At 29.9% G+C, this 17911-nt stretch carries 18 protein-coding genes; all 18 read left to right on the top strand.

Features of this window, described 5'->3' with window-relative positions:
- Positions 1 to 2: 2 nt before the first annotated feature.
- The 18 genes from ACFFVB_RS02780 to ACFFVB_RS02695 all read left to right on the top strand — a co-directional run bounded on the left by ACFFVB_RS02780 (position 3) and on the right by ACFFVB_RS02695 (position 17729).
- Positions 3 to 1085, top strand: coding sequence for a hypothetical protein (locus tag ACFFVB_RS02780; RefSeq protein ID WP_382380934.1), 1083 nt, complete (start codon positions 3 to 5; stop codon positions 1083 to 1085).
- Entirely contained in the window at positions 1075 to 2094 is a 1020-nt protein-coding gene (rfbB, locus tag ACFFVB_RS02775) for a dTDP-glucose 4,6-dehydratase (protein ID WP_382380932.1), read from the top strand. The genes ACFFVB_RS02780 and rfbB overlap by 11 nt, the downstream gene beginning before the upstream one ends.
- 1 nt (position 2095) lies before the next feature.
- Positions 2096 to 2962, top strand: coding sequence for a glucose-1-phosphate thymidylyltransferase RfbA (rfbA, locus tag ACFFVB_RS02770; RefSeq protein ID WP_382380930.1), 867 nt, complete (start codon positions 2096 to 2098; stop codon positions 2960 to 2962).
- Positions 2962 to 3507 (top strand): dTDP-4-dehydrorhamnose 3,5-epimerase, encoded by a 546-nt coding sequence (gene rfbC, locus ACFFVB_RS02765; RefSeq protein WP_382380928.1) that lies wholly within the window; start codon positions 2962 to 2964, stop codon positions 3505 to 3507. Before rfbA ends, rfbC begins: the two co-directional genes overlap by 1 nt.
- Positions 3507 to 4355 (top strand): dTDP-4-dehydrorhamnose reductase, encoded by an 849-nt coding sequence (rfbD, locus tag ACFFVB_RS02760; protein ID WP_382380926.1) that lies wholly within the window; start codon positions 3507 to 3509, stop codon positions 4353 to 4355. Before rfbC ends, rfbD begins: the two co-directional genes overlap by 1 nt.
- Positions 4356 to 5150, top strand: coding sequence for a 3'(2'),5'-bisphosphate nucleotidase CysQ (gene cysQ, locus ACFFVB_RS02755; RefSeq protein WP_382380924.1), 795 nt, complete (start codon positions 4356 to 4358; stop codon positions 5148 to 5150).
- 70 nt (positions 5151 to 5220) lie between these two features.
- Positions 5221 to 5634 carry a DUF2061 domain-containing protein gene (locus tag ACFFVB_RS02750; protein ID WP_382380922.1) on the top strand — a complete coding sequence of 138 codons (414 nt, stop codon included), beginning with the start codon at positions 5221 to 5223 and terminating at the stop codon, positions 5632 to 5634.
- Positions 5635 to 5639: 5 nt separating this feature from the next.
- Complete coding sequence (gene cysC, locus ACFFVB_RS02745) at positions 5640 to 6245, top strand: adenylyl-sulfate kinase (protein WP_382380920.1); 606 nt, start codon at positions 5640 to 5642, stop codon at positions 6243 to 6245.
- Entirely contained in the window at positions 6238 to 7149 is a 912-nt protein-coding gene (cysD, locus tag ACFFVB_RS02740) for a sulfate adenylyltransferase subunit CysD (protein ID WP_382380918.1), read from the top strand. Before cysC ends, cysD begins: the two co-directional genes overlap by 8 nt.
- Positions 7150 to 7181: 32 nt before the next feature.
- The gene (locus tag ACFFVB_RS02735) at positions 7182 to 8435 is read left to right on the top strand and encodes a sulfate adenylyltransferase subunit 1 (protein WP_382380916.1); all 1254 of its coding nucleotides are present in this window, start codon (positions 7182 to 7184) and stop codon (positions 8433 to 8435) included.
- Between the two features lie 237 nt (positions 8436 to 8672).
- Positions 8673 to 10223 (top strand): hydroxymethylglutaryl-CoA lyase-like TIM-barrel protein, encoded by a 1551-nt coding sequence (locus ACFFVB_RS02730; RefSeq protein WP_382380914.1) that lies wholly within the window; start codon positions 8673 to 8675, stop codon positions 10221 to 10223.
- On the top strand, positions 10223 to 10903 hold the full coding sequence (locus ACFFVB_RS02725) for an acylneuraminate cytidylyltransferase family protein (protein ID WP_382380911.1): 681 nt from the start codon (positions 10223 to 10225) through the stop codon (positions 10901 to 10903). Before ACFFVB_RS02730 ends, ACFFVB_RS02725 begins: the two co-directional genes overlap by 1 nt.
- Complete coding sequence (locus ACFFVB_RS02720; RefSeq protein WP_382380909.1) at positions 10900 to 11517, top strand: HAD family hydrolase; 618 nt, start codon at positions 10900 to 10902, stop codon at positions 11515 to 11517. Before ACFFVB_RS02725 ends, ACFFVB_RS02720 begins: the two co-directional genes overlap by 4 nt.
- A 7-nt stretch (positions 11518 to 11524) precedes the next feature.
- The gene (locus tag ACFFVB_RS02715; RefSeq protein WP_382380905.1) at positions 11525 to 12937 is read left to right on the top strand and encodes an oligosaccharide flippase family protein; all 1413 of its coding nucleotides are present in this window, start codon (positions 11525 to 11527) and stop codon (positions 12935 to 12937) included.
- A complete protein-coding gene (locus tag ACFFVB_RS02710) occupies positions 12934 to 13917 on the top strand; it encodes a hypothetical protein (protein ID WP_382380903.1) in 984 nt (327 codons plus the stop codon). Before ACFFVB_RS02715 ends, ACFFVB_RS02710 begins: the two co-directional genes overlap by 4 nt.
- Before the next feature lie 11 nt (positions 13918 to 13928).
- The gene (locus ACFFVB_RS02705; protein ID WP_382380901.1) at positions 13929 to 15215 is read left to right on the top strand and encodes a hypothetical protein; all 1287 of its coding nucleotides are present in this window, start codon (positions 13929 to 13931) and stop codon (positions 15213 to 15215) included.
- Between the two features lie 89 nt (positions 15216 to 15304).
- A complete protein-coding gene (locus ACFFVB_RS02700) occupies positions 15305 to 16474 on the top strand; it encodes an O-antigen ligase family protein (protein ID WP_382380900.1) in 1170 nt (389 codons plus the stop codon).
- Positions 16475 to 16484: 10 nt separating this feature from the next.
- Positions 16485 to 17729: a hypothetical protein gene (locus ACFFVB_RS02695; RefSeq protein WP_382380898.1), complete on the top strand. Its 1245-nt coding sequence runs from the start codon at positions 16485 to 16487 to the stop codon at positions 17727 to 17729.
- The last annotated feature ends 182 nt before the right edge of the window (positions 17730 to 17911 follow it).

The raw sequence follows: 17911 nt of genomic DNA, 5'->3' as shown, positions 1-17911 counted from the left end.
AAATGAACACAAACTTACCAGAGAATTCTAATCTGCCACGAAAACAACAAGCTTCAAACGATGAAGTCGATTTAATAGTCTTGTTTAACTATATAGGTAAAGGGTTTTCTAATTTCTTTAAATTTATTGGGTCAATCTTTAAGGCTATTTTTAAAGGGTTTATTTACCTTTTAAAGCCTGTTGTAAAATATGCAAAAATTATACTGATTGTAGTTGTTGTTTTTGCTGTTATTGGCTTTTATTTAGATAAAACCAAACCTATAGTTTATAGTTCTAGTATGTTGGTAAAACCATATTATGACTCTAAATTTCCACTAATAAATAATGTCAAGTATTTTAATACTTTATTAGATGATAGTAACTATAGTGATATTGCAAATATCTTTAAAATAGATGTAGAACAAGCTCAAAAGATTCAGTCAATACAAGTGGTTCAAGGGCCCGAAACTGAGACTGATTTAGTCTTGGAATATGAAGAGTTTTTACAATCTACGGATTCTGCTACGGCAAGTAATTATACTTACGAGAGGTACATAGGAGGTAGGGATATATATTCTTCCAAAATATTTGAAATCAAAGTAGAGGCGCTTCAAAATAATATTTTTAAAGCTTTGGAAAATGGTTTAAACACGTCAATTGAGAATAAATATTCTCAAACATTGATGGATAAACGGGATAAATTATATTTCATTGAAAAAACGAGTATAAATTCATCTTTAGATAAAATAGATTCATTACAAAAAGTTTATATTTCCGTTTTAGAAGCAGAATCAAAATCGCAATCGAGAAAAGGCATGACGATAGGAGATGGGTTGTCTTTCGAAAAAGATAAATCGGTAACCAAAGAATTTGAATTGTTTAATAAAGAAATAGAGTTAAGAAATCAGTTGGTTAGACTTGAAAGAGAACAGCTTGAAGAAGATGTTCTTTTCGATACTGTTTCTGGGTTTCAAACGGTAGGTAATAAAGTGTCGAAAATTCAAAAGAAATCTATGCTCATATTACCAATACTAGCTTTTATAGTTATGTATTTAGTTTTTGCATCATCAAAAATCATTAAATTTATAAAGAATTATGAAGGGTAAAACTTCAATTTTAGTAACCGGAGGAGCAGGGTTTATTGGCTCTAATTTTGTTCCTTATTTTTTGGAAGAGAACAAAGATATTCATCTTGTAAACTTAGATAAATTAACTTATGCTGGAGATTTAACGAACGTATCTGAAGTAGAAGGTAATTCAAATTATACTTTTGTTGAAGGCGATATTTGTGATCGTAATTTAATTGAAGAATTATTCGATAAATACAAATTTTCTGGAGTAATACATTTTGCTGCAGAATCGCATGTAGATAATTCTATTAAAAATCCTGATGCTTTTATGCAGACGAATATTTTTGGAACATTTAATTTAATCGATGTTGCTAAAAAACATTGGATGAATGGACCTTTCGAATTTAAAGAAGGATGTGAGAATAATAAATTCCACCATATTTCTACAGACGAGGTTTACGGTACTTTAGGAGAAACAGGTTTGTTTTTAGAATCTACACCTTATGCGCCTAACAGTCCATATAGTGCTTCTAAAGCTTCTTCTGACTTTGTGGTTAGAAGTTATTTCCATACCTACGGAATGAATGTTTTAACAACAAACTGTTCTAACAACTACGGACCTAAACAACACGACGAAAAGTTAATTCCAACTATTATAAGAAAAGCATTATCAGGAGAGGATATTCCAATTTATGGAGATGGTAAAAATATTCGTGACTGGTTGTATGTTTTAGATCACTGTAAGGGGATTGCTTTAGTTTACGCTGAAGGAAAGTTCGGTGAAACTTACAATATTGGAGGAAGAAACGAACGTGATAACATGTATATTGTAAATACTATTTGCGGTATTTTAGATGGAATATATCCAAAAGATAAGCCTTATGCCGATCAGATTACATTTGTAAAAGACCGTGCAGGACATGATTTCCGCTATGCAATTGATGCTACAAAATTAGAAAATGAATTAGGTTGGAAAGCCGATGAAAATTTTGAAACCGGTATTAAGAAAACAATAGAGTGGTATATCAATAAATACAAAAACTAAGATGAAAGGAATTATTCTAGCAGGAGGATCAGGAACACGATTACACCCTTTAACATTATCTGTAAGTAAGCAATTAATGCCAATTTACGATAAACCTATGATTTATTATCCGTTGTCAACATTAATGTATGCGGGTATTAATGAGGTATTAATCATTTCAACGCCCAAGGATTTACCATTGTTTAAAGATTTACTGGGTGATGGAAAAAAGTTCGGATGTAAATTCGAATATGCAGTACAAGAAGAACCTAATGGTTTAGCTGAAGCTTTTATTATTGGATCAGATTTTATTGGAGATGATAAAGTGGCCTTAATTTTAGGAGATAACATTTTTTATGGAACTGGTTTAGGGAAATTATTACAGGCGAATAACGATCCTGATGGCGGAATAATTTATGCCTACCGTGTGCATGATCCAGAACGTTATGGGGTAGTAGATTTTGATGAAAATGGACAAGCTATTTCTATTGAAGAAAAGCCTGAACATCCAAAATCGAATTATGCGGTTCCTGGTATTTATTTTTACGATAATTCAGTAGTAGAGATTGCTAAAAATATTGCACCAAGTCACAGAGGTGAATTAGAAATTACAGATGTTAACAAGGTGTACTTGGAACAAGGAAATCTTAAAGTGAGTATTCTTGATAGAGGAACAGCTTGGTTAGATACAGGTACGTTCCAATCACTTATGCAAGCGTCTCAATTTGTTGAGGTTTTAGAAGAGCGCCAAGGTTTAAAAATTGGTTCTATTGAAGCAGCAGCATATGAAATGGGTTATATTACTGCAGAACAATTTGAAGCCTTAGCACAACCTTTATTAAAGAGTGGTTATGGTAGGAATTTATTAGGATTACTAAATAAAAAATAATGACTGTTACAGAAACTAAATTAAAAGATTGTTTCATAATCGAACCTCAAGTTTTCGGAGATAAAAGAGGCTATTTTTTAGAGTCTTATAATGCTGAAACGTTTAAGAAATTAACAAATTTAGACGTAACGTTTGTTCAAGATAATGAATCGTTTTCGTCTCGTGGTGTTTTAAGAGGATTACATTATCAACTAGGGGAGCATGCGCAAGCGAAATTAGTACGCGTAGTTAAAGGTGAAGTTCTAGACGTTGCTGTAGATATAAGAAAAGATTCTCCAACATTCGGACAACATGTTGCAGTGAATTTATCCGAAGAGAATAAAAAACAATTATTTGTGCCGCGTGGTTTCGCTCATGGATTTGTTGTTTTAAGTGAAACAGCTATATTTTCTTATAAGTGTGATAATTTTTATAATAAAGCTTCAGAAGGGAGTATTATTTACAACGATAAGTCTTTAAATATTGACTGGCAAATTGACGAAAGTGAAATGTTAATTTCTGAAAAAGATACTATTTCTTCTTCATTTGAAAACGCAAAATTATAATGAAAGTTTTAGTTACCGGGGGAAACGGACAATTAGCAGCCTGTATTAAGGATGTTGCTAAAGACCAAAATAACCTACAGTTTATTTATACAGATTCAGAAGATTTAGATATTACAAATCAGCAACATGTTGCTGATTTTTTTCAAAATAACACTATCGATTGGTGTATTAATTGTGCAGCATATACGGCTGTAGATAAATCGGAATCGGATGTGGATTTAGCGCGAAAAGTCAATAAAGATGGCGCTAAACATTTAGCAATTGCTTGTAAGGATAATAATGTGAAACTAATTCATGTATCTACAGATTTTGTATTCGATGGAAAATCTTCTTCTTTATATTCTGAAACAGATATTGCAGAACCTTTAGGGATTTACGGATTAACAAAGTTGGAAGGAGAACAAGCTATTCAAGAAAACCTGGATGCTTATTTTATTTTACGAACATCTTGGTTATATTCAGAACATGCTAATAACTTCATGAAAACCATGTTGCGTTTGGCAGAAACAAGACCTGAATTAAGTGTGGTTGCAGACCAAATTGGAACGCCTACGTACGCTACTGATTTAGCCGCTGTAATGTTGAAGATTATAAATGATAATTCGACTAATTATGGTTTATATCATTACAGTAATGAAGGGGTAGCAAGTTGGTACGATTTTGCAGATGCTATTTTCGAAATTGCAGATACAAAAACAAAAGTATTCCCAATTAATACAGAAGCGTATCCAACACCTGCGGCACGTCCGCAATTTAGTGTTATGGATAAATCAAAGATAAAAGAAGCTTTGAATATTGAAATTCCGCATTGGAGAGTTAGTTTAAAACAAGCTATTAAAAATTTATAAATGAATGCAAATCTAAAAACTGCTATTCAGGCGTCCTTAAAAGCAGGAGATGTTATTATGCAAGTGTATGATACCGCTTTTAATGTGGAGTTAAAAGATGATAAGTCACCGCTAACAGAAGCTGATAAAAAGGCTAATGATGTTATCAATTCATTTTTAATTTCTACAGAAATTCCAATTATAAGTGAAGAGAATAAACAAACTGATTATGAAGTTCGAAAAACCTGGAATACATGTTGGATTGTGGATCCAGTAGATGGAACTAAAGAATTTATAAAACGCAACGGTGAGTTTACTGTTAATATAGCTCTTGTTACAGAAGGAAAACCTGTTTTAGGTGTTATTTATGTCCCTGCTGTTAAAACATTGTATTACGCCGATGTTGCTAATAAAGAAGGGTTTAAAGTAGTATTAGAAGACCATAACACATCTCTAGAATATATTCTAGAACATGCTAAAGCATTATACCCTAAAAATGCTAATTCTAATCCTGTACAAGTTGTGGGAAGTCGCTCTCACATGAGTCAAGATACCTTAGATTTTGTTGAAACTTTAAAGGGTAATGGCAGAGAGGTAGAAATTGTCTCGAAGGGAAGTTCATTAAAATTTTGTTTGGTAGCAGAAGGTAACGCCGATGTGTATCCAAGATTTGCTCCAACTATGGAGTGGGACACTGCTGCGGGTCAAGCAATTTGTAATGCTGTTGGGGTTGAAGTCATTTCCAAAGAAACTAATAGTTCGTTATTATACAATAAAGCGAACTTATTAAATCCTTATTTCCTAGTAAACCCATAGGATAATTGTTTTTCTTGAAAAAATGTTTACTTTTGTCTTTGTAAACGCATAGTGTTTACTTGTTAAGAAAATGAAAGACACTTCACATAAAAGACATATAGCAAAGGCTATTACTTGGAGATTAGTAGGTACTTTAGATACGATTTTGCTCTCTTGGTTAATATCTGGAGATCCGTTAACTGGATTAAAAATTGGAGTTGCAGAAATTACAACTAAAATGATTTTGTACTATTTACACGAGCGTGTATGGTTTAAAGTCGATATGGCGGAGAGTAATAAAAGGCATATTTTTAAAACCATTACTTGGCGTATAGTTGGAACAATGGATACAATGACTTTAGCTTGGTTAATTTCTGGAGACCCATTGATTGGATTAAAAGTTGGAGGTGCTGAAGTGCTTACAAAGATGATTTTATACTATTTGCATGAAAAAGCTTGGTATAAAATTAATTTTGGACTGGATAAAGATAAACGTCATAATTAAGAATAATGAAAGAGAATATTATAGCTCACGATTATCAGATCTCTCGAAAAGACAGACAAAAATATAATCAGCATAATTCATTTTTGATTTGGTTTACAGGACTTTCAGGTTCTGGAAAATCAACAATAGCAAATGTAGTTGAACAGAAATTATTTCAACAAGGAATTAAAACATATACGTTAGATGGTGATAATATCCGTAAAGGGATCAACAACGATCTAACATTTTCTCCTGAAGATCGTACAGAAAATATACGGCGTATTGCTGAGGTTTCAAATCTTATGATTGATGCTGGTGTTGTAACTTTAGCAGCTTTTGTGTCTCCCTATAAAAAAGATAGATTAAATATCAAGTCTATTGTTAAGGGGGATAATTTTATTGAAATTTACGTAAATACTAGTGTAGAAGAATGTGAGCGTCGAGACACAAAAGGACTTTACAAAAAAGCAAGAGCGGGAGAAATTAAAAACATGACAGGAATTTCGGCACCATACGAAGCTCCTGTAGCTCCAGATATTGAGATAAAAACAGAAAACATGTCTGTTGAAGACGCAGCTAACCAAGTAGTAGAATATATATTACCTAAATTAAAATTATTGAGTAATGAATAGCAAAAAGTATTATTTAAATTATTTAGATGAATTAGAGAGTGAAGCCATCTATATCTTAAGAGAAGTATGGGCTCAATTTGAAAATCCAGTAATTTTATTTTCTGGAGGTAAAGATTCTATTGTTTTAACACATTTAGCTAAAAAGGCCTTTTATCCTTCAAAAATTCCTTTCCCTTTAATGCACGTTGATACAGGGCACAATTTCCCTGAAACAATTCAGTTTAGAGATGATATTATTAAAGAATTAGGTGTGAACTTAATTGTAGGTTCTGTTCAGGAGTCTATTGATGACGGAAGAGTTGCTGAAGAAAAAGGTAAAAATGCAACACGTAATTCGCTTCAAATCACAACACTTTTAGATGCTATTGAATCTAATAAAGTCGATTGTGCAATTGGAGGTGGACGTCGTGACGAAGAAAAAGCGAGAGCTAAAGAACGTTTCTTTTCTCATAGAGATGATTTCGGACAATGGGATCCAAAAAACCAACGACCAGAATTATGGAACATTTTAAACGGTAAATATTTTGAAGGAGAACACTTTAGAGCGTTCCCGATAAGTAACTGGACAGAAATGGACGTTTGGAATTATATAAAACGTGAAAATATCGCTATTCCATCATTGTATTATGCACATGATCGTGAAGTAGTTTGGAGACAAGATACATGGATTCCTAATTCGGAGTTTTTAGTTTTAGAAGATCATGAAGAAGTCGTTACAAAGAAAATACGATTTAGAACATTAGGAGATATTACTATAACAGGTGGTATTGAATCTGATGCTGATACTTTAGCGAAAATCGCAGATGAAGTTGCCGGAATGCGTCAAACAGAGCGTGGTAACAGAAGTGACGATAAGCGTTCGGAATCTGCAATGGAAGACAGAAAACGTCAAGGATACTTTTAAATCAACAAATAATAATTTTAGAATACGTAGATATGTTAGATAATAACCAATTATTAAGATTTACAACAGCAGGGAGTGTAGATGACGGAAAAAGTACCTTAATTGGTCGCTTACTATACGATTCAAAATCTATTTTTGAGGATCAGTTACAAGCTATAGAAAATACAAGTAAGAAAAAAGGTCACGCAGGTGTCGATTTAGCGTTGTTTACAGACGGATTAAAAGACGAACGTGAGCAAGGAATAACAATAGACGTTGCATATAGATATTTTACAACACCAAAGCGTAAATTTATCATTGCGGATACTCCAGGACATATTCAATATACTAGAAATATGGTTACAGGAGCTTCAACAGCAAACGTAGCAACTATATTGATAGACGCCAGACACGGTGTTATTGAGCAAACGAAGCGTCACGCGTTCATTGCTTCTTTATTAAACATACCTCATGTTATTGTGTGTGTTAATAAAATGGATCTTGTAGATTATTCTGAAGAGGTATTCAATACTATTGTATCTCAATTTGAGCAGATTTCATCTAAAATGCTAATTAAGGATGTTCGATTTATCCCTATGAGTGCATTAGATGGAGATAATGTTGTAAACCGTTCAGAGAATATGCCTTGGTATCAAGGTTCTCCTATGTTATACATGTTAGAAACAATGCATATTAGTAGCGATGTTAATAAGGTTGATGCACGTTTTCCTGTACAAACGGTACTTAGACCACAAAGCGATTCGCACAGAGATTACCGTGGTTATGCAGGGCGTGTAGCTAGTGGTGTATTACGTGTTGGAGATGAGATTACGGTAATGCCTTCTGGATTTACTTCTAAAATAAAGGGAATAAATTTAAACGATCAGGAATTATCTGAAGCATTTGCGCCACAATCAGTATCTATTCAATTAGAAGATGATATTGATATTGGAAGAGGAGATATGATAGTGCGTTCTAATAACAAACCTGAGGCATCTCAAGACATCGAAGTGATGTTATGTTGGTTAAATAGTACAGGAGCAAAACCGCGTACAAAATATACTATTAAACATACGTCTAACGATCAGAAAGCAATGATTAAGGAAGTTGTTTATAAAATAGATATTGAATCGTTAAACCGTGTTGAAGGTGACGATGCACTCAATATGAATGACATTGCAAAAGTTAAGATTAGAACAACTAAGCCTTTAATGATAGATTCTTATAGAGAAAATAGAATGACAGGAAGTATTGTTTTAGTAGACGATTCTACAAATGAAACAGTTGCAGCAGGAATGATTGTATAGTATAATAAATATCAATTCTTACATAGAAAATTAACAAAGGATAAGCTATTTTTGCTTATCCTTTGTTTTTTTACAATAAAAGCTATTGTAAAAGGTTATTATAATGATTCAATGAATTTAATAACGCAAAGAATTAAATAATATTTAGGCTAGAATTTCTATTGATGGATCATAATAGTCTCCTATCGTTAGTTTTAAATATTAATAATATAATTTCTAATTTTTTTAAATAAGAAAATGTCAAGTAAATTCAGAATATTAGATTGTACTTTAAGAGATGGTGGATATTACACAAACTGGGATTTTAATAAGGATCTTGTTGAGGATTACTGTAAAGCCATGGAGGTCCTCCCAATTGAGTATGTCGAGATAGGGTATAGAAGTATATCTTTAGATGGTTATTTAGGGGAGTATTTTTACTGCCCGGAATACGTGATGAAACGTTTAAAGTCTTTTATGCCATCCAAAAAATTAGTTATAATTTTAGATGAAAAAAATATACGTCCTGAGCATTTAAATGATTTGTTAGAGCCATGTAAACCTTATATTTCTATGGTTAGAATGGCGATTGATCCTAAAAATTTTGAACGTGCAATTATTTTAGCAAAAGGAGTTAAAGCAATGGGGTTCGATGTTGCTTTTAACGTCATGTATATGTCTAATTGGAAAGAGAATTCTACTTTCTTAGATTTATTAGAAGGTTTAGAAGATACCATCGATTACTTTTATATGGTAGATTCTTTTGGAGGTGTTTTACCCGAGGATGTTAAAGAAATTATTGAATTAGTAAAATCTAAGACAAATGTACCATTAGGATTTCATGGGCATGATAATTTAGAGATGGCATTAATAAATACCTTAACCGCTGTAGAAAATGATTGTGTTTTGGTGGACGGTACCATTACGGGAATGGGAAGAGGAGCTGGTAATTTAAGAACAGAATTACTTTTAACTTATCTAAATTCTAAGAATATATTAAATTTTGATTTCACAAAGTTAAGTGCTGTTGTAAATGACTTCGAATTACTGAAGAATAAATATAAATGGGGCACCAATTTACCGTATATGTTTTCAGGTGCATTTTCATTACCACAAAAACAAGTTATGGAATGGGTAGGTATGAACAGATATCCTATTGGTAATATTGTAAATGCACTAAATAACCAGAAAGAGGCTATACAGGATAATATTAAGTTACCGCTCTTAGAGGGAAAAGAAGATTTTGATACAGCTATAATTTTAGGGGGTGGCCCATCTGCTAAATCACATAGTATTGCTATTCAAAAGCTAGCAGCGAATCATTCTAAGCTTTGTTTAATTCATGCAGGAGCACGTAATGCCTGTACGTATTTAGATGTCTCTAACAAGCAATATTTTGCTTTAGTCGGATTTGAAAGTGAAAAGTTGTTAAAAACTATAGGAGAAGATTTTTCTAAGCTCAAAGAGACTTGTGTTTATCCTCCTTTTCCTAGACACATGGGAACGATTATACCTGATAAAATAAAAACGCTTTCAGTAGAATTAGAAACTATCAATTTTACTAATGCATCATCCGATTCTCCCTTAGTAATCGGAATTCAAATAGCTTTAGATTTAGGCATTAAAAACATCTTTTTAGCAGGCTTCGATGGTTACGATACGGCTATAGATAATACACAATTTGTTTTAGCTCAAGAAAATCAGAATATTATTAATGATGCGCTAAAAATTAAAGACGTCAGTATCCTATCTATTACGCCAACTAAATATAAGAAACTAAAAGTAACATCAATTTATAGTATTATATAATGATTACAGCATTTTTACCATGTAGAGCAGGAAGCGAAAGGGTTCCGGGAAAAAACACAAAGATGTTTTCGGGAATTAAAGGCGGATTACTTGAAGTAAAACTAAACCAACTTTTACAAGCTAGATTAATCGATCGTATTGTTGTATCAACTAACGATCAAGAGGTTATTGATATAGCAAAAAGTATCGATAAAAATATTATTATTGATAGAAGACCAGAACACCTCGCTACATCAGCAACTAGTACAGACGAGCTTATTAACTATGTGCCGAGTATTATTAAAGAAGGTCATGTGTTATGGACGCATGTAACGTCTCCGTTCTTAACGAATAAAGTTTATGATCAAGCTATTTCTACATATCTAAAGGAAATTGAAACTTCCAAATACGATAGTCTAATGTCAGTTAATAAAATTCAGTCTTTTTTATGGAATAAAGAGGGGAGTATTAATTATGATAGAGAAGTTGAAAAATGGCCAAGAACACAAACCATATCAGAATTGTTTGAAATAAATAGTGGAATCTTCTTAAATGCTGTAGAAAACTATAATATCTATGGTGATAGAATAGGTAAGAAACCTTTTATGTTTGAAAGTGAAGGCTATGCTTCGTTCGATATTGACTGGCCACAAGATTTTAAATTAGGAGAAATGATTTATAAAACTTTAAATGAATTATGATTAAAAATATACTTTGGGATTTCGATGGAGTAATCTTAGACTCTATGGAGGTTCGTGATTTTGGATTTAAAGAAATTTTTAAATCGTTTAAAGAATCGGATGTAAAGAGTTTAATTACTTATCATAGACTAAATGGAGGACTATCTCGCTATGTGAAAATTCGATATTTTTATGAAGTGATTCTAAATAAATCAATATCAAATAATGAGGTTGAGGTTTATGCGAATAGTTTTTCAGAAATTATGCGCAAAGAATTAATCAATCCAAAAAATCTGATTTTAGATAGTTTAAATTTTATCAAAAGTCAGTATAAAAACTATAATTTTCATATCGTTTCTGGTTCGGACCAAAATGAGTTAATGTTTTTATGTGATGAATTAGGAATTTCAACTTATTTTCTAACTATTCATGGTTCTCCTACTCCAAAAAACACACTCGTTAAACGTTTATTAGCTGAATATAATTATTCTGAACAAGAGTCGTGTTTAATTGGGGATTCTATAAATGATTATGAGGCAGCAGATGCTAATAGTATTAAATTTTATGGCTATAATAATGACTTGCTAAAGGAAGATCATAATTATATAAATACATTTAAAGAATTTAATTTATAATTTAGGTTTGATAAAAAAAATAGTCAATCATTCTATCATTTATGCTGTATTACCAAAGCTGCCAATATTGATGGGGTTCTTTTTGTTGCCATTTATCACGCCGTATTTAACGAAAGTTGACTATGGAATATATGGAATTGTACTTTCATTAGTTACAGGTATTACGGTAATTAAAACATTGGGATTAGATGTTATTTTAATGAATATTTTTATACACCATTCACATGGTCGAGGTTATAAAGTCATTTGGAATGAAGTTCAGGGGTTTATCTTCTGTTGGTCTATTATATTAGGTGTAATTACCGTATTATTATTGCTTGCAATTCTACCCAATGAAGCCGATGATAACATTTGGACCATAATTTTATTAACCACAATCCCTATATTTTTCTATTCTTCACTTCAGATTATTTCACAAAAGTATTACCAATTGGCAGAGAAGCCTATTCAGATAGGCCTAAGAGCTCTGATCTCAGGTGTAATAAACTTAGGTATCAGTTATTACTTAATAGTTTTCTTAAGGCTTGGTTATTTAGGTTGGATTTGGAGTTTTTTTATTTCAGAAACATTAATGTTTCTTTCTTTTATTTATCCGATCTGGATAAAATTAAAATTAGTCCCAAATTTTCTATTTAGGAGGAAGGTAATGAAGAAATATTTAAAAATATCATTGCCATTAGTTCCGCATACAAGTGCTTTTTTTTTATTAGATTTTTCAGATAGATTAGTAATGTTAAATCTCGGGGTAAGCACATCTAATATAGGTCTATATGATTTTTCATATAAATTTGCGGGGTACGCGAGAGTGTTTTCTGAGAGTATTCATCAGGCTTCTACACCACTTTTAATAAAGGATTTTAAGAAAAATTCGAATACAGATTACCTCAGAAATATAATTTTTTTAGAAAGTTATGTCGTGATTTTTGTTTCTTTTGTACTCGCACTTTGGCTTAAAGAGATTTTTGAAATAATGGTAAAAAATGAGGATCTGAGAAGTTCTTATAAGATAGGTGTAATTCTAACAATGTCTTACGCGTACAAACCTATGTATACAGCTATGGCGACAGTTTTTTACTATTTTGAAAGAACTAAGGAGTTTTGGAAAATTTCTTTTATTGCGGGTTTATTAAATATTGTTTTAAATATTATCTTAATTCCGATTTATGGATTTGAAATAGCAGTAATTACTACCTTTTTTGCTTTTTTATTTATAGGATACTCGGGTTTTTATATCACTAAATTTAAGAAATTATATAACCATGAATTTTATCCTGAAAGATGGGTTTTGTACACTTGTTTTCTATTGTTTTTATGTTATTTTGCTAAAGATGCTCATTATCTAATAAAAATGTTATTAACGATTGTGTTTTTAGTGTTTACATTGAAACGAAGTATGGCATTAATAAAAAGAATGAAATGATAGAAACTATTTTTAAATATATAGGTCAGCTTTTCTCTAGTCGTTTTGAGAAGAAAAATCCTAAGATCTTTACAACTATTAAGAGTAAAGAATACTTGTCATTGTATGCTGAATCAGAAATAAAATCAAAATTTTTCCAGCTTCACTCTATGTTAAAAGGATTTAAAGATGTAAGCAGCTATGTCGATAAAAAGAAAAAATCTGATACTGTTTTTATTTTAGGAAGTGGAGAATCTATTAATGACTTGACAAATGAAGATTGGAAAGAAATAGAAGAGAATAATATTATTGGACTGAATTATTCATTTGTTCATCCCATAATTCCAGATTATCATTTAATGGAAATGATTCCTCTGACAGAGATGCAAGACTTTTTTTGTGAACAAACACAAAAAAGGTATAAAGATGTAGATATGTTTTTTCAATATAAACATGTAATTAAAAGTAAATTTAATTTAAAAAAATATAATCATAAAGAGAGGCTTTATGTACATACACCTCATTTACTTCCAACGATATATCCTGAAGTGTTAGAGGCTTATTTTGAACATTTATTCTCAAAAAATAATTTAAAATTGAATGATCTCGTACATCATAATAGCCATATAGGTTGTGCTGTAATGTTCGCTCAAGCGCTAGGGTATAAAAAAATTGTAATGTTGGGAATTGATTTAAATAATGGAGATTATTTTACAGATTCTAAAATTAAGACCAGTGTTTACGGACATACAGATAGCTATGATAAAATAAATAAATTACGAACATTACATTTTAATAATGTTAAGGAGTTTACTAATAAGGTGCATCCTACAGTTGATAAAGATTTAATGAATAGTAGGGGCGGCGTTACTATGCATGATTACTTTAAAGTTTATTCAAAAGTTTTTATAGATAATACAGACTATAAACTATTTATTGGTAGTAATAAATCAACTTTATCGAAAACTTTACCAGTCTATCCATTTGAGTGTAATCAATAAGAAGATTAATAATGATTGGAATAGCCATGAAAATCAATATAAAATCAATAGATTTTCCTTTTTTAATATTTTTAATTTTGATTGTTCAAGGTAATCTTCCATTAAAAATTATTGGATTAGTCTTCATCTTCATATTACGATTTAAATCAGTTTTAAGAATAAACTCCTTAAATTTATTTTATTTCTTTATCATATTATTCCATCTAGTTTATGGCTTTTTTTATTTAATATTTAATACTATTTCTTATTTACCAAGTTATATACTGGTTTTGTGTTTTTGGTTAATTAGTTTTCTTTGTTTATCCCAAATAGGTTTCTTTTTTAAGAGGAATGATGCTTTAAAGGTCGATAAAACAATAAGTGTTTTCTTTTACTTTAATATTATTGTTGTTATTATCCAATATTTTGAAATTGTTTTTCAGTTTCAAAATATAAACCCTTACGGAGTAACTAATTCTGCAGGAGATTTTATTAAATCTATTTATAGTAATTCTTCTGTAAATATGTTAATAATGTCTTTTTTTTCATTAATGTATTTTATGCGCAAGGAGTGGAAAAAAGCATTTATGGCAATCATTACTTTGTTAATGACAACCTATATGAGTGGTTTAGTTATTTTTTTGGGACTTCTTCTAGTTAGTGTTTATTTCTTTTCAAAAATTAAAATTAAATATAAAGTTCTACTGCTATTATTTGGATTTGGTTTCTTGTTTTTATTTAAACAGATTTCACCAACAAATGTTACGTATGCTTCAAGGTATATTAATAGAATTATTGAAAATGATGATAATACTCCCTATAAAATAAAATCTTTTTGGCAAACTGGAGACTATTGGAGTGGTTCTGTTAAATCTTTCATATTTGGATCAGGTGGTGGTAATTTTTCTTCAAGGGCAGCCTTTATAACTTCGGGAGATTATGTGAATTGGTATCCAGAAAAGTGGAGTTACGCCTCTCCAGAATTTGTGAAATATCATTTAGGGATATGGAATCATGATTTCGGAAACCCTTGGGATAATATTAATAATACAGCGAACCAACCCTTTTCTTTTTATAATAAAATTATAGGGGAATATGGTTTAATTGGTTTATGTCTTTATTTCTTTTTGTACATTAATTTTTTTATAAAAAATAGGAATAGTTTAACTTATTCAAAGTTTATGTTAGTAATACTTCTCGGTTATTTCATATTAGATTACTGGTATGAATATTTTTCAGTGATCATAATTTTTGAGTTACTAACCTTAAAGGATATTTTTGATAAAAAACAAGTTATTTCAGATACAACGATAAAATGAACACATTGATTTTAAAATATCTAAATAATAAGACCCTTTTAAGTGGGGTATATTTATTTTATCTATTTCCAATCGTAATTTATCTTCCAATGATATTTACAAATATTTTAACTATTTTAATGGTTTTATTTGTGGGTATTAATAGCAATAAAGCGAATTGGAAGAGAATTTTACAAGAAAGGAATGTGAGGTTATTCTTTGCTTTTTACCTAATGATTTTTATCGGTTTTTTATATGATATTCCTGTAAAAGGAGTTACTAATGATTTAGAAAAAAAATTATCTTTCCTAATAATTCCATGTGCGATATTTTTAATTAAGCAATATGGGATTTCTGTAAGGAAGATATTTAAAATTTTCTTTTATTTTGGTTTTATTATAGCTTCGTATTGCTTTTTATTAAGCCTTTACGAGTTTATTATTACAAACAATTTATCAGAGTTAATTAATCATAAATTTTCTATGCATGTGAACATGCACGCTACTTATTTAAGTATGTATTTGCTGTTTTCTATTGGTTATTCTATTTTCTATTTTAATTCAATTAAAGGGTATAAACGAAAGCTAATTACTGTAGTAACTACTGTGATTATTTTAGTTTATATTTTATTATTATCGGCTAGAATTGTTTGGATATTGGCTTTTTTAGCCATAATATTTTTATTTATATATTCTATTTATAATTATCCACATTTAAGACGAGTTGCTATATCTCTTTTTGGTGGTTTTATTTTGGTTACAATTATTATATTGCAAGCACCTCCTATTAAGAAAAGATTTTTAGAAACAATTAATTATAATAATAATTATAATATAGAAAAAGTATGGGGTGGTAGAGGTGTTAGAATTTTAATTTGGAATAGCTGTAAAGAGCTTATTATAGATAAACCATATATAGGGTACGGCTCTTCCAAAGAGGTTCAATTTAAGCTTAGTGAAGTTTATAGGAAAAAAGATTATGGACCATTATTATATATGATGGCTAATTATAATAAGGTTTTTAATCCACATAATCAATATTTAGAAGAGTTATTGAAATATGGAGTTCTCTTAGGACTTTACTATCCTTTTTTATTAATATTTTCTTTATTTACTTTTTTCGCTTCTAAGAATTTTTATGGGGTTTATTTAATTTTTATTTTATTGGGAGTTTCAGCAACAGAAACAATATTAGAACTTAATAAAGGGATAGTATTCTTTTCCTTTTTTTTACCTCTAATTTGGGATTTAAAAGTGAGACGAGGTTCACAGAAAAATTAAATTGGAATTTATGCAAGTTAAGTTAGAGAAGAGAAAATATACTCCATTAGAGTATAAGAATTACTATTTGTTTATTCTAACCATCGTATTGTTTTATATAGGAGATGCATTTAGAAAATTCGCTTTCTATTTTAATTGGGAATTCACAAAATATACAACACTTTCAAAAATTATATGTTTAGTTCTTTTTTGTCTCTTTTTTGCATTTAACATTAAAAGTTACTTGAACCAAGAGGAAGTGCGAAAATTATTAAATTATTTAGTGATACTAGTGATTTCATTTTTCTTTGGACAGTTTGCCTTACAAGGGATTGATATCGTAGACAATCTGATTTTGAATTTTGAATTTTTAATAAAATACTTATTCTTCCCAATCATCTTGATTGTTTTCAATCCATTATTGAAAAATATAGATTTAATTAAACACTTATTTAAACTATTTGAAATCATATTTTTATTCAATATTATTTTGATTTTTTATGGGTTTTTTACAAATTTTTCCTTGTTTAGGACTTATTATTATGGAGATAGAATGGGGTTTAATGGTTTATTTAGTAAAAGTGGACAGATTAGTTATTATTTTATAATTCTAATTTTATTCTATTATAGAAGTTTATTAATGAAGTTTGAATTACTTACTGCGTCAAAATTATTCGTAGTAATTATAGCATCTTTATTAGTTGGGACAAAAAAGATTTTTTTGTTTTTTCCAATTATTTTGATTTATCACTTGTTTTTTGAAAAGAAAAAATTAAAATATTTAGTATTAATCGGGAGTTTGTCTATGTTGATATTTATTTTGTTTTATCGGAAAATCGTTGGATATTTCGAGCAAACCATCAATGTTTTTTATTTTTACTACAAAAGAGATGGTTTTTTCTCGAGTTTAACGTCTTCTCGAACAGATAAGTTAATAGATACGGTTGAAAATTATATAAGACCACATTGGAGTTTTTTTAATTATATATGTGGTGGTGGTAATTTTCGGGACTATAGATTCCTTTCAGGAATGGATTTTATAGATTTATATTTTTTTCTAGGAATTGTTGGGATATTCGTTATTACAAAAATTTATTATAATTTTATAAATCTCAATTTTAAGGATTGTTTTAATATATTTTTCGTTTTTATTATCTTTTCCCTCTCCTTTTTTTCTAGTGCCTTACTTTATGAGCCTAGTGTTAATCTACTTTTCCTTTTAATAGTTCCAATTATAGATAGTTTTAATTCAAAAAAAGTAAATCTTAAAGTATAAGATTATTTATGTTAAAGTTTATGAATATGAAATGATGTTTCCTATGAATTTAATTATTCAAATTTATAGGTCCGTAAGATTTAATAGGTTTAAATTTGTTGATTGATTTTTAAACTGCAACACTACTTTGTCGCCGTTTAAATTATGATATAATAAAAGTTTGATTCGATAAATAATATATA

Origin of the sequence: Formosa undariae, assembly GCF_042427615.1 — a bacterium.
Lineage (GTDB): Bacteria > Bacteroidota > Bacteroidia > Flavobacteriales > Flavobacteriaceae > Formosa > Formosa undariae.
This window is presented reverse-complemented; position numbering and strand designations above follow the sequence as displayed.

Coding starts and splice junctions, on each gene's coding strand:
- ACFFVB_RS02780 (WP_382380934.1), top strand. CDS start 3: ATGAACACAAACTTACCAGAGAATTCTAATCTGCCACGAAAACAACAA.
- rfbB (WP_382380932.1), top strand. CDS start 1,075: ATGAAGGGTAAAACTTCAATTTTAGTAACCGGAGGAGCAGGGTTTATT.
- rfbA (WP_382380930.1), top strand. CDS start 2,096: ATGAAAGGAATTATTCTAGCAGGAGGATCAGGAACACGATTACACCCT.
- rfbC (WP_382380928.1), top strand. CDS start 2,962: ATGACTGTTACAGAAACTAAATTAAAAGATTGTTTCATAATCGAACCT.
- rfbD (WP_382380926.1), top strand. CDS start 3,507: ATGAAAGTTTTAGTTACCGGGGGAAACGGACAATTAGCAGCCTGTATT.
- cysQ (WP_382380924.1), top strand. CDS start 4,356: ATGAATGCAAATCTAAAAACTGCTATTCAGGCGTCCTTAAAAGCAGGA.
- ACFFVB_RS02750 (WP_382380922.1), top strand. CDS start 5,221: ATGAAAGACACTTCACATAAAAGACATATAGCAAAGGCTATTACTTGG.
- cysC (WP_382380920.1), top strand. CDS start 5,640: ATGAAAGAGAATATTATAGCTCACGATTATCAGATCTCTCGAAAAGAC.
- cysD (WP_382380918.1), top strand. CDS start 6,238: ATGAATAGCAAAAAGTATTATTTAAATTATTTAGATGAATTAGAGAGT.
- ACFFVB_RS02735 (WP_382380916.1), top strand. CDS start 7,182: ATGTTAGATAATAACCAATTATTAAGATTTACAACAGCAGGGAGTGTA.
- ACFFVB_RS02730 (WP_382380914.1), top strand. CDS start 8,673: ATGTCAAGTAAATTCAGAATATTAGATTGTACTTTAAGAGATGGTGGA.
- ACFFVB_RS02725 (WP_382380911.1), top strand. CDS start 10,223: ATGATTACAGCATTTTTACCATGTAGAGCAGGAAGCGAAAGGGTTCCG.
- ACFFVB_RS02720 (WP_382380909.1), top strand. CDS start 10,900: ATGATTAAAAATATACTTTGGGATTTCGATGGAGTAATCTTAGACTCT.
- ACFFVB_RS02710 (WP_382380903.1), top strand. CDS start 12,934: ATGATAGAAACTATTTTTAAATATATAGGTCAGCTTTTCTCTAGTCGT.
- ACFFVB_RS02705 (WP_382380901.1), top strand. CDS start 13,929: ATGATTGGAATAGCCATGAAAATCAATATAAAATCAATAGATTTTCCT.
- ACFFVB_RS02700 (WP_382380900.1), top strand. CDS start 15,305: ATGATATTTACAAATATTTTAACTATTTTAATGGTTTTATTTGTGGGT.
- ACFFVB_RS02695 (WP_382380898.1), top strand. CDS start 16,485: ATGCAAGTTAAGTTAGAGAAGAGAAAATATACTCCATTAGAGTATAAG.